Origin of the sequence: Roseisolibacter sp. H3M3-2, assembly GCF_029211165.1 — a bacterium.
In the GTDB taxonomy this organism is placed as follows: domain Bacteria; phylum Gemmatimonadota; class Gemmatimonadetes; order Gemmatimonadales; family Gemmatimonadaceae; genus Roseisolibacter.
The window spans coordinates 1-14,270 of the sequence record NZ_JARGEK010000095.1 but is presented as its reverse complement, the minus strand read 5'-3'; the positions used below and the strand labels follow the sequence as shown (position 1 = coordinate 14,270).

14 protein-coding genes are annotated in these 14,270 nt (G+C 74.9%); 2 read left to right on the top strand and 12 right to left on the bottom strand.

What is annotated here, in order from left to right:
• The 5 genes from PYV61_RS10205 to trpS form a co-directional block, all read right to left on the bottom strand.
• A partial coding sequence (locus tag PYV61_RS10205) for a dihydrodipicolinate synthase family protein (protein ID WP_275831009.1) occupies positions 1–983 on the bottom strand: 983 nt, incomplete at its 3' end.
• Positions 984–1,043: 60 nt separating this feature from the next.
• On the bottom strand, positions 1,044–2,222 hold the full coding sequence (locus PYV61_RS10200; protein WP_275831007.1) for a PilT/PilU family type 4a pilus ATPase: 1,179 nt from the start codon (positions 2,220–2,222) through the stop codon (positions 1,044–1,046).
• 56 nt (positions 2,223–2,278) lie between these two features.
• Positions 2,279–3,376 carry a D-2-hydroxyacid dehydrogenase gene (locus tag PYV61_RS10195; RefSeq protein WP_275831005.1) on the bottom strand — a complete coding sequence of 366 codons (1,098 nt, stop codon included), beginning with the start codon at positions 3,374–3,376 and terminating at the stop codon, positions 2,279–2,281.
• 98 nt (positions 3,377–3,474) lie between these two features.
• Positions 3,475–3,858 carry a hypothetical protein gene (locus tag PYV61_RS10190; RefSeq protein WP_275831004.1) on the bottom strand — a complete coding sequence of 128 codons (384 nt, stop codon included), beginning with the start codon at positions 3,856–3,858 and terminating at the stop codon, positions 3,475–3,477.
• A 184-nt stretch (positions 3,859–4,042) separates the two neighbouring features.
• Positions 4,043–5,029 (bottom strand): tryptophan--tRNA ligase, encoded by a 987-nt coding sequence (gene trpS, locus PYV61_RS10185; RefSeq protein ID WP_275831003.1) that lies wholly within the window; start codon positions 5,027–5,029, stop codon positions 4,043–4,045.
• A 65-nt stretch (positions 5,030–5,094) separates the two neighbouring features.
• On the opposite strand from trpS, the gene PYV61_RS10180 reads away from it, so the two are divergent.
• On the top strand, positions 5,095–5,877 hold the full coding sequence (locus PYV61_RS10180) for an inositol monophosphatase family protein (RefSeq protein ID WP_275831000.1): 783 nt from the start codon (positions 5,095–5,097) through the stop codon (positions 5,875–5,877).
• Between the two features lie 67 nt (positions 5,878–5,944).
• Positions 5,945–7,477, top strand: a complete 1,533-nt coding sequence (gene ftcD, locus PYV61_RS10175) for a glutamate formimidoyltransferase (RefSeq protein WP_275830998.1) — start codon at positions 5,945–5,947, stop codon at positions 7,475–7,477.
• Positions 7,478–7,547: 70 nt separating this feature from the next.
• Here ftcD and map read toward each other — a convergent pair whose 3' ends face one another.
• From map to PYV61_RS10135, 7 genes are all read right to left on the bottom strand, one after another.
• Positions 7,548–8,303, bottom strand: coding sequence for a type I methionyl aminopeptidase (gene map / locus PYV61_RS10170; RefSeq protein ID WP_275830996.1), 756 nt, complete (start codon positions 8,301–8,303; stop codon positions 7,548–7,550).
• A complete protein-coding gene (locus PYV61_RS10165; protein ID WP_275830994.1) occupies positions 8,300–8,947 on the bottom strand; it encodes an adenylate kinase in 648 nt (215 codons plus the stop codon). The genes map and PYV61_RS10165 overlap by 4 nt, the downstream gene beginning before the upstream one ends.
• Before the next feature lie 110 nt (positions 8,948–9,057).
• The gene (gene secY, locus PYV61_RS10160) at positions 9,058–10,392 is read right to left on the bottom strand and encodes a preprotein translocase subunit SecY (RefSeq protein ID WP_275830992.1); all 1,335 of its coding nucleotides are present in this window, start codon (positions 10,390–10,392) and stop codon (positions 9,058–9,060) included.
• Between the two features lie 36 nt (positions 10,393–10,428).
• Entirely contained in the window at positions 10,429–10,881 is a 453-nt protein-coding gene (gene rplO / locus PYV61_RS10155) for a 50S ribosomal protein L15 (protein WP_275831013.1), read from the bottom strand.
• Positions 10,882–10,903: 22 nt separating this feature from the next.
• A complete protein-coding gene (gene rpmD, locus PYV61_RS10150; RefSeq protein WP_275831011.1) occupies positions 10,904–11,101 on the bottom strand; it encodes a 50S ribosomal protein L30 in 198 nt (65 codons plus the stop codon).
• Between the two features lie 70 nt (positions 11,102–11,171).
• Complete coding sequence (gene rpsE, locus PYV61_RS10140) at positions 11,172–12,944, bottom strand: 30S ribosomal protein S5 (RefSeq protein ID WP_345785230.1); 1,773 nt, start codon at positions 12,942–12,944, stop codon at positions 11,172–11,174.
• A gap of 186 nt (positions 12,945–13,130) precedes the next feature.
• Positions 13,131–14,270, bottom strand: a 1,140-nt coding sequence (locus PYV61_RS10135; protein WP_275830990.1) for an ABC transporter permease, incomplete at its 5' end; no start/stop codon positions are given.

The window sequence follows — 14,270 nt, the reverse complement described above, 5'->3', positions numbered from 1 at the left end:
GCCGTCGGGCTGGCGGTGCACACGCGCGCCGACTTCCTCGGCGCCGCCGCGCGCGGCGCGGCCGGCGACGCGCTGTGGGCGCTCATGCTGTCCTGGTGGGTCGGCGCGCTCGCCAGCGCCGCGCGCGCCGCGGCGCGCTCCGCCTCGTCCAGCGCGAGCAGCGGCGCCCGCGGCGCGCCGCCGGCCAGCCCCACCATCGTCATCGCCGCCTTGAGCCCCGCCGGCCCCTGCGCCGCCACGATGTCGCGCGCGACCGGCACCAGGCGCGCCTGCAGCGCGTCGGCGGCGGCGTGGTCCCCCGCGCGCGCCGCCTCCCACACGGCGAGCGTCAGCGCCGGCGCGAACAGCGAGACGGCGAGGATCCCGCCCGACACGCCCATCCGCGCCGCGGTCGCGAACGTCCCGCCGTGCCCCGTCAGCACGCGGAAGCCGTCCCCCTGCGCGTCGAGGTAGCGCTCGAGCGTCGGCAGGTCGCCCGCGCTGTCCTTCATCCCGACCACGTTGCCGTGGCGCGCCAGCCGCCCCACCAGCGCCGGCGCCAGCACGAGGTGCGCGTACACGGGGATGTTGTACAGCAGCACCGGCAGCGGGCTCGCGTCGGCCACGGCGCCGAAGTGCGCCTCCAGCGCCCCCTCGCTCATCCGCTTGCCGTAGTAGTGCGGCGACACGACCAGCACCGCGTCGGCGCCCGCGTCGGCCGCCACGCGCGCGCGCTGGATCACCTGCCGCGTGCTCTCCCCCCCGATCCCGGCGATCAGCCACCGGTCGGCCGGGACCACCGCGCGCGCCTCGGCCAGCAGCATCGCGCGCTCCCCCTCGTCGAGCAGCGCCGCCTCCCCGCTCGACCCGGCGACGATCACGCCGGACAGCCCGGCCGCGACGTGCGCGCGGACGTTGTGCGCGAACGCGTCGCGCGCGATCGCGCCGTCGGCGTCGAACGGCGTCACGGCCGGCGCCATCACGCCGGCGAGGGGACGGGACATGGGAGCTCCGGGTGGGGGCGGGCGCGGCGACTCGCGGCCGGCGCGCGCGCCCGCGCGCCGTCACCCGTTCAAGAAGTCGAACTCCCCCGCCCCCTGCAAGCCGTTCATCCCGGTCCCCGCCCCCGCCGCGGCCGGCTCGGGCTCGGCCGCCGCCACCGGGGCCGGCGCGGGCGCCGACGCGCCCAGCATCTTGAACTGGAGCGCGAAGTCCGCCGGGCGCGTCGCCGCCGACAGCGCGACCTCGTACGTCACCTCGCCCGACCGCACGAGGTCCGTCAGGTGCTGGTCGAACGTCTGCATCCCGTACTGCATCCGCCCCTCGGTCATCAGGTCGCGGATCTCGCTCACGCGCCCCTCGGCGATCAGGTCGCGGATCGCCGCCGTGTTGACCATGATCTCCGCCGCCACCACGCGCCCCTGCCCGCTCGCCCGCGGCAGCAGGCGCTGCGAGATGACGGCGTGCAGCGACTCGGCGAGGCGCAGCCGCACGACCTCCTGCTCCTCGGGCGGGAACATGGCCATGGTGCGCAGGATCGTGCTCTGCGCGTCCGGCGTGTGCAGCGTCGACACCAGCAGGTGGCCCGTCTCGGCGGCCTTCATGGCCGTGTCCACCGTCTCGGCGTCGCGCATCTCGCCGATCAGGATCACGTCGGGGTCCTGGCGCAGCGCCGCGCGCAGCCCGCTCCGGAAGGTGTCGGTGTCCACGCCGATCTCGCGCTGCGTCACGCTCGACCGAACGTCGGCGTGCAGGAACTCGATCGGGTTCTCCAGCGTGACGATGTGCTTCTCGGCGTGCTCGTTGATCTGCCGCACCATCGCCGCCATCGTGCTCGACTTGCCCGAGCCGGTGACGCCGGTGACCAGGATCATCCCGCGCTCCGCCGACGCGATGCGCGACACCGCCGGCGGCAGCCGCAGCTTGTCCAGCGTCGGCACGTCGTACGGGATCGCGCGCATCACCACCGAGAACGCGCCGCGCTGCCGCATGATGTTCACGCGGAAGCGCCCGACGCCGGGGAGCGCGTACGAGCAGTCGTAGTCCGCGATCTCGTCGATGCGCTGCCGGTCCGACTCCAGCGGGATCAGCGACAGCGCGATCGCGCGCGTCTGCTCCGGCGTCAGCGCCTGGCGCGTCAGCGGCACGAGCCGCCCGTCCACGCGCGCGCGGAAGACGTCGTCGGCCTTGATGTGCAGGTCGGAGGCGCCGCGCTCGACGGCGGCTCGCAGGATCTTCTCCATCGTCAGATCGGGCCGGGGCTCGGGCGGGAGGCGCGCCGCCCGCGGCCCCCCGCGCGTCAGTAGCCCGCCGCGGGGTCGACCACGTTGCGGAGCGGCTCCCCGCCCCGCCAGCGCGCCCAGTTGTCGAGGAACAGGTCCAGCATCCGGGGCCAGAAGCCCCCCGCCGACGTCGCCGAGACGTGGGGCGTCAGCAGCACGTTCGGGAGGCGCCAGAGCGGGCTCTCCGGGGGCAGCGGCTCGACGTCCATCACGTCGAGCACCGCCCCGCGCAGCCGCCCCGCCGCCAGCGCCGCCGCCAGCGCCCCCTCGTCCAGGAGCGCCCCGCGGCCCACGTTCACGACGATCGCCGACGGGCGGAGCAACCCCAGCCGTCGCGCGTCCAGCAGCCGCTCGGTCGCCGGCGTGCTGGGCGCGGCCAACACGATGACGTCGGCGGCCGCCAGCTCCGCGTCCAGCGCGTCCTCGCCGACGATCCGCGCGAACCCCGGCGGCGCCGCGGCCCCCGGCCGCCGCCGCACCCCGACGACGCTCGCCCCGAGCGCCGCGAACCGCTCGGCGACCGCGGCGCCGATCCCGCGCACCCCGACCACCAGCACCCGGCACTCCGCGACCTCGACCGGCCCGCGGAAGCCGTTGGCCGCCGCCCCCCCGCCGTCGTCGTCCACCCACGGCCCGCGGTCCCAGGCGGCCGCCCGCTGCCGCGCCAGCGCGACATCGAAGCCGCGCAGGAAGTGCAGCGCCCCGGCCAGCGCGTACTCCGCCATCGGGACGGCCATCGTCCCCGCCGCGTTGGTGAGCACGATCGGCCGCGCCAGCAGCTGGGGCGACAGGAGGCTCCGCACCCCGGCAGCCGCGCTCTGCGCCCACCGCAGCCGCGGCGCCGCCTCGATGAGCATCGGGTGCAGCCCGAAGCCGAAGTACACCTCGGCGTCCCGCACCGCCGCCATCGCCTCGTCGCTCGGCGCCCGCCCCCCGTCGCCGTCCGAGACCGTGGGCGCGGCCACCACCCGCACCTCCCAGTCCGGCGGCGCCGCCGCCCGCACGCGCGCCTCCCCCTCGGGCGGCAGCGCCCACACGCGGGCCGACGAGTTCAGGTCGAGGACGAGGACGCGCGGGGCGGACGGGTCGGGGCGGTCGGGCGATCGGTCGGTCATGCGCACACGCTAACCGCCCCCGCGCGCGCCGACGAGTCGCCGCGACGCACGACGGGCCGGCGCGGTGCGCCGGCCCGTCGCCTCACCCGCCCCGCGCCTCACTTCATCTCGAGGTCGCGCACGTCCTCGGGCGCCGTCTGCGGCGAGGAGTCCCCCAGCTGGATCGACCGCGCCTCCTCCTCGAGGTGCGCGATCGTCGCCTCGTCGCGGCGCGTCGGCGTGTCGAACGCGCGGAACACCGTGCTCCCGCAGAAGCAGGTGAGCGACGCCGGCACCGCGCCGTCGAAGAAGCGCTCGTTGCCGCACATCACGCAGACCATCGTCGTCACCGACTCGATCGTCGGGTTCGCCATCTGGCGCCGCAGCGCCTCGCCGCTGGCCTCGCGCGTCGGGTCGCGCCGCGTCTCCTCGCCCCCCGGCGCGGGGCGCTGGTCCTGCTGCTCGCGGGGCTGGCGATCGTCGTTGCGGGGTTCGGCGGCCATGACGTCCTCTGGGTGGAGCGGGAGTCGCGACGGCGGGAGTGGCCACCGCGGGAGTCGTTGAAGCGGGAGCGGGCGCGTCCCCCGCGACCCCAGCCATCGACCGCCCGTCTCGCAGTATCCGTTCCCGCCCCTGCGACTCCCGCCGTTCCGTCTCCCGCCGTCACGACTCCGGCGGTTCGCGGCCTCAGGTAAGCCCCATCGCCTCCTTCACCCGCCCCATCGTCGCCCGCGCGATCGTCCGGCACGTCTCCGTCCCCGCGTCGAGCGCGGCCGTGATCAGCTCCGGCGCCTCGCGCAGCTCCGCCGCGCGCCGCCGGATCGGGACGAGCTCGGCCTCCATGTGCTCGTGCAGCACCTTCTTGCACTCGATGCACCCCCACGCCGCGGTGCTGCACTTCTCCGCCACCTCGGCCACCACCGGCGGCGGGCTGAACGCCTTGTGCAGGTGGTAGATGTTGCACACCTCGGGCGTCCCCGGATCCGTCTTCCGCACGCGCGCCGGGTCGGTCACCGCGGGGCGCAGCTTCGCCCAGATCGCGTCGCCCTCCTCCAGCAGGCCGATGGTGTTCCCCATCGACTTCGACATCTTCGCCTGCCCGTCGAGCCCCATGATGCGGCGCGTCGGCGTCAGCAGCGGCTTGGGCTCCGGGAAGAACGGCGCGTCCTCGGGCGCGAAGCGCGCGTTCCACTTGCGCGCCACCTCACGCGACAGCTCGAGGTGCTGCACCTGGTCCTCGCCCACGGGCACCGTGTCGGCCAGGTACAGCAGGATGTCCGCCGCCTGCAGCACGGGATAGGTGAGCAGCCCCACCACCACGCTCTCCTGCCGCGACGACTTGTCCTTGTACTGCGTCTGGCGCTCCAGCTCCCCCAGCGGCGTGATCGTGTTGAAGATCCACGCCAGCTCGGTATGTTCCGGCACCGTGCTCTGGGCGTAGAGCGTCGCCCGCGCCGGGTCGATGCCGGCCGCCAGCAGCGAGACGGCCATCTCGTGGCGCCGCTGCCGCAGCACCGCCGGGTCGTAGTTCCCCGTCAGCGCGTGGTAGTCGACGATGCAGAAGATCGCGCCGGGGTGCGCCTGCTGCAGCTGGACCCAGTTGCGGACCGCGCCCAGGTAGTTCCCGATGTGCAGCTCACCCGACGGCTGGATGCCGCTGAAGATCCGTGCCATTCGCCCAAGCTAGAGACGCCGCGGAGGGGCAGCAAGGCGAGCCCGCCGGCCCCCTGCTCGACGCGATGCGCGACGCCGCCCGGCGCGCCGCCGCGTTCATCGCGGCGCACGCGGAGCGGCTGGGCGAGCTGACGTGGGAGCACAAGGGCCCTGCCGACTTCGTGAGCGACGTCGACCGGGGCGCCGAGGAGATCGTGCGCGGCGTGCTGCTCGGCGCCTTCCCCGAGGCGGCGTTCACGGGCGAGGAGACGTACGACCCCGCGCAGGCGCTTGGCGACGGCCTCGCCTTCGTCGTCGACCCGCTCGACGGCACGACGAACTTCCTGCACGGCTTCCCGTGGTACGCCGTGTCGATCGGCGCGCTGCGGGGCGGCGCCCTCGTCGCCGGCGTCGTGCACAACGTCCCCGCGGGCGACGTGTGCTTCGCCGCGCGCGGCGCCGGCGCCTGGCGCGCCCGCGCCGACGGCCGCCTCGAGCGGCTCGCCGTCTCGCGCAACACCGATCCCGCGCGCGCGCTGGTCGGCACCGGCTTCCCGTTCAAGCACCTCGCGCACCTCGACGCTTACCAGCGCCAGTTCGCCGAGATCACCGGGAAGACCGCCGGCATCCGCCGCGCCGGCTCCGCCGCGCTCGACCTGTGCGACGTCGCGTGCGGCCGCTTCGACGCCTTCTGGGAGCACACCCTCGCCCCCTGGGACGTCGCCGCCGGCCTGCTCCTCGTGCGCGAGGCCGGCGGCCTCGCCACCGACCTGCACGGCGACGACGCGCCGGTGGCGCACACGCCGGTGCTCGCCGGTAGCCCCGCGATGCACGCCTGGCTGCTGGACGTCGTGCAGCGGAACTCGTGAAGTCGCGCGCGGCCCGCAGCGTCCGGCGCGCGCTCGACTCGGTCGGTCACCCGAACCCCGGTAGACGATGAAGCTGGTCGAATGCGTCCCCAACTTCAGCGAGGGGCGCCGCCCCGAGGTGATCGCGGCCATCCGCGACGCCATCGCCGCCGTCGACGGGGTGACGATCCTCGACGTCTCGTCCGACACGTCGCACAACCGCACCGTCGTCACCTTCGTCGCGCCGGTCGCCACCGCCGCCGACGCGGCGTTCGCGGGGATCGCCGAGGCGCAGCGCCGCATCGACCTGCGCGAGCACCGCGGCGAGCACCCGCGCGTCGGCGCCACCGACGTCTGCCCCTTCGTGCCGCTCGCGTCGTGGGGGAGCACCATGGAGGACTGCGTCGCCCTCGCGCGCACGCTCGGCGAGCGCGTGGGGCGCGAGCTCGGCATCCCCGTCTACCTGTACGAGCGCGCCGCCACGCGCCCCGACCGCGAGAACCTCGCCGACGTGCGCCGCGGCGAGTTCGAGGGGCTGCGCGACGAGCTCGGGACGAACCCGGCACGCACCCCCGACTTCGGCCCCGACCGCATCCACGAGAGCGCCGGCGCCACCGTCATCGGCGCCCGCCCCTTCCTGGTCGCGTACAACGTCTACCTCGGCCCCGCGAGCAACCTGGCCGTCGCCAAGGAGGTCGCCAAGGCGGTGCGCGGCTCGTCGGGCGGGCTGCGCTACGTGAAGGGGCTCGGCCTCGAGGTCGACGGCCAGGCGCAGGTCTCGATGAACCTCGTCGACACCGAGCGGACGCCGATCCACCGCGCCTTCGAGGCGGTGCGCACCGAGGCCGCCGCGCACGGCGTCGTGCCGACGTGGAGTGAGCTCGTCGGCCTCGTCCCCGAGCGCGCGCTGCTGGAGGCGGGCGCGCGCCACGTGCAGCTGCGCGGCTTCTCCCCGCAGATGCTGCTCGAGCACCGCGTGCGCGAGGCCGTGCAGGGCGGCGCGTCGCTCTCCGGCTTCGTCGCCGACGTCGCGTCCGCGTCCCCCACCCCGGGCGGCGGGAGCGTCGCCGCGCACGCCGGCGCGCTCGGCGCCGCCCTCGCGCAGATGGTCGCCGGGCTCACGGTGGGCAAGAAGAAGTACGCCGCCGTCGACGCCGAGATGCGCGAGGCCGCCCTACGCGCCGCCGACCTCGGGAACCGCCTCGCCGCCCTCGTCGCGCGCGACGCGCAGGCCTACGAGGCCGTGAGCGCCGCCTACAAGCTCCCCAAGGAGCCCGAGGACGCCGCCTCGGCCCGCGCCCGCGCCATCCACGCCGCCCTCCTCGGCGCCGCCGAGGTCCCCCTCGAGACCGCGCGCGCCGCCGCCGAGGTCGCGGAGCTCGCCGCCGCCGTCGCCGAGCGCGGCAACTCCAACGCCGTCTCCGACGCCGGCGTCGCCGCCCTCCTCGCCGAGGCGGCCGCCAAGGGAGCGGCGTACAACGTCCGCATCAACGTGGCGTCGCTCGAGGACAAGGCCGACGGGACGGCACTGACCGCAGAAGCCCGAACACTGGTGCAGCGCGCGTCGCACGCCTCCTCGAGTGCGCAGGCAGCCGTCGAAAAAGCAATTGGACAGGATTGACAGGAAACCGGGGGAGAGACTTCAGGCTCGAGTCTCTCCCCCGGTTTCCTGTCAATCCTGTCGAAAGCTCTTACTCAGCCAACGTGAGCACCCGCGGCCCGTCCGCCGTCACCGCGACCGTGTGCTCGAAGTGCGCCGACCGCTTCCCGTCGACCGTCACCACCGTCCACCGGTCGTTCAGCGTCCGCGTCCCCGGCAGCCCCGCGTTCACCATCGGCTCGATGGCGATCGTCAGCCCCGCCGACAGCTTCGTCCCGCGCTTCGGCTTCCCGTGGTTGGGCACCTGCGGGTCCTCGTGCGGCCCGTGCCCGACGCCGTGCCCCACCAGCTCGCGCACCACGCTGAACCCCGCGCGCTCGACCACCGTCTGCACCGCGTGCCCGATGTCGCCGACGTGGTTCCCCGCCGTCGCCGCCGCGATCCCCGCGTCCAGCGACTCGCGCGTCACGTCGAGCAGCCGCCGGTCCTCGGCCGAGATCGTGCCGACGCCCACCGTCACCGCCGAGTCGGTGTAGAGCCCCTCGTACTTCACGCCGACGTCGAGCGACACGATGTCGCCGTCGGCGAGCGTGCGCTTCTTGGACGGGATCCCGTGCACGATCTCGTGGTTCACCGAGATGCACACGCTCCCCGGGAACCCGTACAGCCCCTTGAACGCCGGCGTCGCGCCCGCGTGCGAGCGGATGTACTCCTCGGCCAGCAGGTCCAGCTGCAGCGTGGTCATCCCGGGCTGCACGGCGTCGCGCAGCGTCGCCAGCGCGCGGGCGAGGATCCGCCCGCCCTGCGCCATCACCTCGATCTCGCGGGGGGACTTGAGCTGGATCACGGCCGCCCGTCGAGGCCCACGGCCGTCAGCGCGCGCGCGGTCACGTCCTCCACCGCGCCCACCGCGTCGATCGTGCGCACGTTCGCGCCCTGCGCGCGGTACCAGTCGAGCACCGGCAGCGTCTGCGCGCGGTACACCTCCAGGCGGGTGCGCACCGCCTCCGGCTCGTCGTCCTTGCGGCGCACCAGCGTCCCCTCGCAGTCCGGGCACGGGGTCCCGGGCGCGTAGCCCGCGTACGGCTGCTGCGTCTTGTCGCACACGAGGCGCCCGCCGATGCGGCGCACGATCTCCTCGTCCTCGATCTCGAACGCCAGCACCGCGCCGACCTCGCGCCCCAGCTCGCGCAGCGCCCGCTCCAGCCCCTCGGCCTGCGGCACCGTGCGCACCACGCCGTCGAGCACCGCGCCGCGCGCGAACTGCTCGGTGGCGAGGACCTCCTTCACGATCCCGAGGATCACCGCGTCGGGCACCAGCGCCCCGCGGTCCATGTAGCGCTTCGCCTCGAGGCCGAGGGGGGTGCCCGCCTTGAGCGCGGCGCGCAGCACGTCGCCGGTGGCGAGGATCGGGACGCCGAGCGCCTCGGCGAGGCGGGGCGCCTGCGTCCCCTTCCCCGCGCCGGGCTTGCCGAACAGGACGATGACCATGGATGTCGTGCGGGTGGTGAGGCCCCCCGGGACCGCATAGGCGACGGGGCACGAGCGTGTGAACACTCGTGCCCCGTGCCGGCGACCGCAATCCGGGGACGGCCCGCGGGTTAGAAGCCGCTGGTGGCCTGGCGCCCGCGGAAGCGGACGCGCCCCTTCTTCATGAAGCCGTCGTACTTGCGCAGCAGCAGGTGCTGCTGGACCTGCGCCATCGTGTCCAGCGCCACGCCCACCACGATCAGCAGCGAGGTGCCGCCGAACTGGAACGGGACGTTGATGAAGTCCGCGATGACGACCGGCATCAGCGCGATCACCGTCAGGAACAGCGCGCCCGGGAAGGTGATGCGCTCGACGACCTGCTCGATGTACTCCGCCGTCTTCGCCCCCGGCTTCACGCCGGGCACGAACCCGCCCTGCTTCTTCAGGTTCTCCGCCAGGTCGACCGGGTTGAAGATGATCGACGTGTAGAAGTACGTGAACAGGACGATCAGCAGCGCCATCGTGACCAGGTACAGCCAGGTCCCCGGCTGGAACAGGTCGGCCACGTCCTTGAGCCCCTGGTAGGGGAGGAACTGGGCCAGCGCGCCCGGCACCACGATCACCGACTGCGCGAAGATGATCGGCATCACGCCCGCCGTGTTGATACGCAGCGGGATGAAGTTCTTCGTCGCCTCGCGCATCCGGCCGCGGGCCATCGTGCGCTGCGGGATCTGCACCATCACCCGGCGGGCGGCGACCGTGATCGCCACCACCCCGGCCACCACGCCCACCATCACGAGCCCGAGCACCACCAGCGCCAGCGGCGCCACGGCCCCCGTGCTCACGAAGTTGAACGTCTGCAGGATCCCCGGCCAGAAGCGCTCGATGATCGAGAAGAAGATCAGCAGCGAGGCGCCGTTGCCGAGGCCCCGCTCCGTGATCTGCTCGCCGAGCCACATCACGAAGATCGCGCCCGTCGTGAGCACGAGCATCATCCCGAGGATGAAGCCCCAGCCCGGGCGCGCCACGGCGTTCGGCAGCGACTGCGTGAACAGCGCGAAGCCGTACCCCTGCACCGCGGCCAGCGCCACGGTGAGGTAGCGCGTCCACTGGTTCAGCTTCTTCCGGCCCTCCTCGTCCTTCTGCATCTTGTCGACCGTCGGCACCACGGCGCCGGCGATCTGCACGAAGATGCTGGCCGAGATGTACGGCATGATGCCGAGGGCGAAGATCGTCGCCCGCGACAGCCCGCCGCCCACGAACAGGTCGTAGAGCCCGAGGAGGCCTGCGCCCCCTTGCTGGCTCTGGAAGTAGTCGGTCAGCGCCTGCACGTCGATCCCGGGCGCCGTCACGTGCGCGCCCACCCGGTAGATCACCAGGCAGACGAGCGTGAAGACGATCTTCTGCCAGAGCTCCGGGGTCTTGTAGACGTTCTGCAGTGCCGCCGCGGCGTTCGACTCAGCCATCGATGAACGGGCCTCGAAGTCCCGTAGGTCCCGCGGTTACGCCTCGACGCGGCCGCCGGCCGCCTCGATCTTCGCCTTCGCGCCCTCGCTCACCTTCAGCCCGCGCACGGTCACCGGCACCGAGATCTCCCCGTTGGAGAGGACCTTGGCCGGCCCCTTCGTGGCCTTGATGAGCCCCGCGTCGACGAGCGTCTCGAGCGTGATCTCGGCGTTCGCCCCGAGCAGCTCCAGGTCGCCCAGGCGCACCACCTGGTACTCGACGCGGAACTGCGCGTTGTTGAAGCCGCGCTTCGGCAGACGGCGCGTCATCGGCATCTGGCCGCCCTCGAAGTGCGGCTTGTTGCCGCCCGGGCCGTGGTGGCCGGCGCGCGCCTTCGAGCCCTTGTGCCCCTTGCCCGACGTCTTGCCGGTCCCCGACCCCGGGCCGCGGCCCAGGCGCTTGCGCGCCCGGTGCGAGCCCGGCGCCGGCGCCAGGTTGTGCAGGCCGATCTTCTCGACCCCGTTGTTGGTCTCAGCCATTGCTCGTGCCCTCCACCGGCGTCACCTCGACGAGGTGCCGCACCTGCTTGAGCTGGCCCCGCAGCGACGGCGTGTCGGCCTGGATCACCGACGACTGGTGATGCCGCAGCCCCAGCGCCGCCAGCGTCCGGCGGGTCCAGTGCGGGTGCCCGATGGCGCTGCGCACCTGCGTGATCTTGAGCTGCCCCAGCGTCGGCGGCAGCGGCTTCGGCGTGGTCTTCGGCCCCTTCGACGGGTGCCAGACGAACGTGCGCGGCATCTTAGACGACCTCCACCGCGGACGCGGCCGAGCGCTCGACCTTGCGCGCCAGCACGCGCGCGCGGTAGCCGATCTGCTCCACCTCCAGCCCGCGCTCGCGCGCGATCTGGTCGACCGTGGTCAGCTGCGTGAGCCCGTCGAGCGCCGCCAGCACCATGTTGTGCGGGTTCGTCGAGCCCAGGCTCTTCGTGAGAATGTCCGAGATCCCCGCGCACTCCATGATCGCGCGCACCGCGCCGCCGGCGATCACGCCGGCGCCGGGCGCCGCCGGCTTCATGAGGACCCGGCCGGCCCCGTGGTGCCCGACGATCTCGTGCGGGATCGTCCCGCCCGTGAGGGGGATCTGGACCATCTTGCGACGCGCGGCGTCGACGGCCTTGCGGACCGCCTCCGACACCTCGTTCGCCTTGCCCGTCGCGAAGCCCACGCGCCCCTGCCCGTCGCCCACCGCCACCAGGGCGTTGAACGAGAACCGGCGCCCGCCCTTCACGACCTTGGCCACGCGGTTGATCGCGATCACGTTCTCGACCAGATCGCTCCCCTCGCGGTCCTGACGCTGGTCCCCGCCGCGCCCGCCGTCGCGCAGCGTGGGCGCGGCCGAGCGCCGCACCGCGCGCAGCGCGGGCACCAGCCCGAACGCGACGCCCGTGGCCGCCGCCAGCGCGAACGCGTACGCCAGCACCCGCCAGTCCACCGCGAAGACGAGCCACGCCGGGTAGTTCACCGGGACCGCGTCGCGCAGCGCGCGCATGGCGCCGACCGCCACCAGCACCGCCAGCACGCCGCCGCCGAGGGCGACCAGCACCCCCTCCAGCACGACCAGCCGGATCACGCGCAGCCGCCCCGCGCCGAGCGCCGAGCGCACGGCCAGCTCGCGGGCGCGGCCGGCGGTGCGGGCGAGCAGCAGGTTGGCGACGTTCGCGGCCGCGATCAGCAGCACGAAGCCGACGGCGCCCAGCATCACGGCGAACACCGTCGCGACGTCGGCGGGGACGAGCTGCTCGCGCAGCGGGAGCGCGTCGAGCGTCCACCCGCGGTCGCTCTGCGGGTGCTCGGCGGCCAGCCGCGCGCCGAGCGCGCGCAGCACGGCGCGCGCGGCGGCCATCGTCGCGCCCGGGGCGAGGCGCGCGACGACGTCGTACGAGTGCCAGCCGCGCTGCGCGGGGTCGCGCTCGTGCGTGAGCGGGACCCACAGCCGCTCGCGGTCGCCCGACAGCCCGGCCGCGTCGGGCGCCACGCCCACGACGGTGTACGGCTCACCGTCCAGCGCCACCGCGCGCCCGACGACGCCCGGGTCGGCGCCGAAGCGCTCGCGCCACAGCGTCTCGCCGAGCACCGCGACGCGCGCCGCGCCGGGGGCGCTCTCCTCCGCGCGCAGCACCCGCCCGACGAGCGGGCGCACGCGCAGCACGTCGAAGTAGGCGCCCGACACCGTGGCCGCCGGCAGCGCCTCGGGGCGGTCGCCGCCGGTGAGGTTCATCAGCCGCGTGTCGGTGGCCGCGACGCCGGCCAGCGTGCGCGCGCGCTCCATGACGTCGAGCGTGGCGCCGAGCGACAGGTCGCCGCGCACGACGCCCTGCGCGGCGTTCTCGTGCACGACGGCGAGCAGGCGGTCGCTCTCGCCGTACGGCAGCGGGCGCACCACCAGCGCGTTGACCATCGAGAAGACCGTCGCGTTGACGCCGAGCCCGAGGCCCAGGCAGAGCACGGCGGCGAGGACGAACCCGGGCGAGCGGGCGAGCGCGCGCGCGGCGAAGCGGAGGTCGGCGAGCATCGGGCGCTCCCGTGGCGTGGACGTGGCGGTGGGTGCGGCGCGGGGCCGTACGCGGTCGCCACGATCGCCGTTTCACGGGACGGGCGGGCGGGTCGGATGACCTGCAACAGCCGGGAGAACGGATCGGACGGATGAAACGGATCCGTCGCATCCGGAGCATCCGTTCGCCCGGCAGCCGAATCGCCCCTACTCCACCCGCAGCGCCCGCACCGGGTCGAGCCGCGCCGCGCGCCGCGCGGGCAGCCAGGCGGCGACCAGCGCCACCGCGCCCAGCAGCAGCCCCACGCCGAGCAGCACCGGCACGTCGAGCGGGTCGGCGCCGAAGAGGAGCGCCCTGAGCGCCCCCGAGGCCGCGAGCGCGCCGGCGGCGCCGAGCCCGATCCCCGCGCCGACCATCGCCCCGGCGTGGCGCGAGAGCAGCGCGGCGATCTGGCGCGGCGAGGCGCCGAGGGCGATGCGCAGCCCGATCTCGCGCGTGCGCTGCGCCACCGACGCGGCGACCACGCCGTACACGCCGACCGCCGCGATCGCGACCGCGAAGAGCGCGAAGCCGCCGAGCACGCGCGCCACCAGCCGCTGCGGCGCCACGCCGTCGCGCGCGCGGCGGGCGACGGTCGCCGCGTCGTCCACCGGCTCGTCGGGGAGCGCGGCGCGCAGCGCGCCGGGGAGCGCGGCCGCGACCCGCGCGGCCGCCGCCTCGTCGGCCGCGCGCGCGACCACGCTCACCGGGCGCCCCGGCCACTGCGCGAACGGCACGTAGGCCATCGGCGACGCGCGCCCGCGCTCCTCGAACGCGCTCTCGATCACGCCCACCACGGTGCGCCACTCGGCGTCCGACTCCGGGGGCCCGAGCTTCACGCGGCGCCCGAGCGGCGACGCGCCCGGCCAGAGGCGCTCGGCCATCGCGGCGTTGACCAGCAGCACCGGCGCGGCGCCGGCGCGGTCGGCCGTGGTCAGGTCGCGCCCGGCGCGCAGCCGCAGCCCGCGCACCTCGCGCCACGCCGGACTCACCACCATCGCGAACCGCGGCGACGCCCCCGGCGCCAGCACGCGCCCGCCCTCCAGCGTCACCGGGCGGTCGCTCCCGCCGAAGCCGGCGAGGAACTCGAAGCGCGACAGCGCCGCGCGCTCCACCCCCGGCACGCGCGCCAGCGCGGCCAGCATCGCGTCGGCGGCCGCCGCGGCCTGCGGCGCCTCGGCGTAGCGCGCGTTCAGGAGGGCGACGTCGGTCGTCGCCAGCCGCGCCGCCAGCGCGCCCTCGGCGGGGCGCGCGTGCCGCGCCACGTTCCGGGCGAGCAGCCCCGCGGCGGCCAGCAGCACCAGCGC

What these genes read in the sequence shown, in the direction of transcription:
- PYV61_RS10200 (WP_275831007.1), bottom strand. Translation starts at nt 2,222, where the DNA reads ATGGAGAAGATCCTGCGAGCCGCCGTCGAGCGCGGCGCCTCCGACCTG.
- PYV61_RS10195 (WP_275831005.1), bottom strand. Translation starts at nt 3,376, where the DNA reads ATGACCGACCGATCGCCCGACCGCCCCGACCCGTCCGCCCCGCGCGTC.
- PYV61_RS10190 (WP_275831004.1), bottom strand. Translation starts at nt 3,858, where the DNA reads ATGGCCGCCGAACCCCGCAACGACGATCGCCAGCCCCGCGAGCAGCAG.
- trpS (WP_275831003.1), bottom strand. Translation starts at nt 5,029, where the DNA reads ATGGCACGGATCTTCAGCGGCATCCAGCCGTCGGGTGAGCTGCACATC.
- PYV61_RS10180 (WP_275831000.1), top strand. Translation starts at nt 5,095, where the DNA reads ATGCGCGACGCCGCCCGGCGCGCCGCCGCGTTCATCGCGGCGCACGCG.
- ftcD (WP_275830998.1), top strand. Translation starts at nt 5,945, where the DNA reads ATGAAGCTGGTCGAATGCGTCCCCAACTTCAGCGAGGGGCGCCGCCCC.
- PYV61_RS10165 (WP_275830994.1), bottom strand. Translation starts at nt 8,947, where the DNA reads ATGGTCATCGTCCTGTTCGGCAAGCCCGGCGCGGGGAAGGGGACGCAG.
- secY (WP_275830992.1), bottom strand. Translation starts at nt 10,392, where the DNA reads ATGGCTGAGTCGAACGCCGCGGCGGCACTGCAGAACGTCTACAAGACC.
- rpsE (WP_345785230.1), bottom strand. Translation starts at nt 12,944, where the DNA reads ATGCTCGCCGACCTCCGCTTCGCCGCGCGCGCGCTCGCCCGCTCGCCC.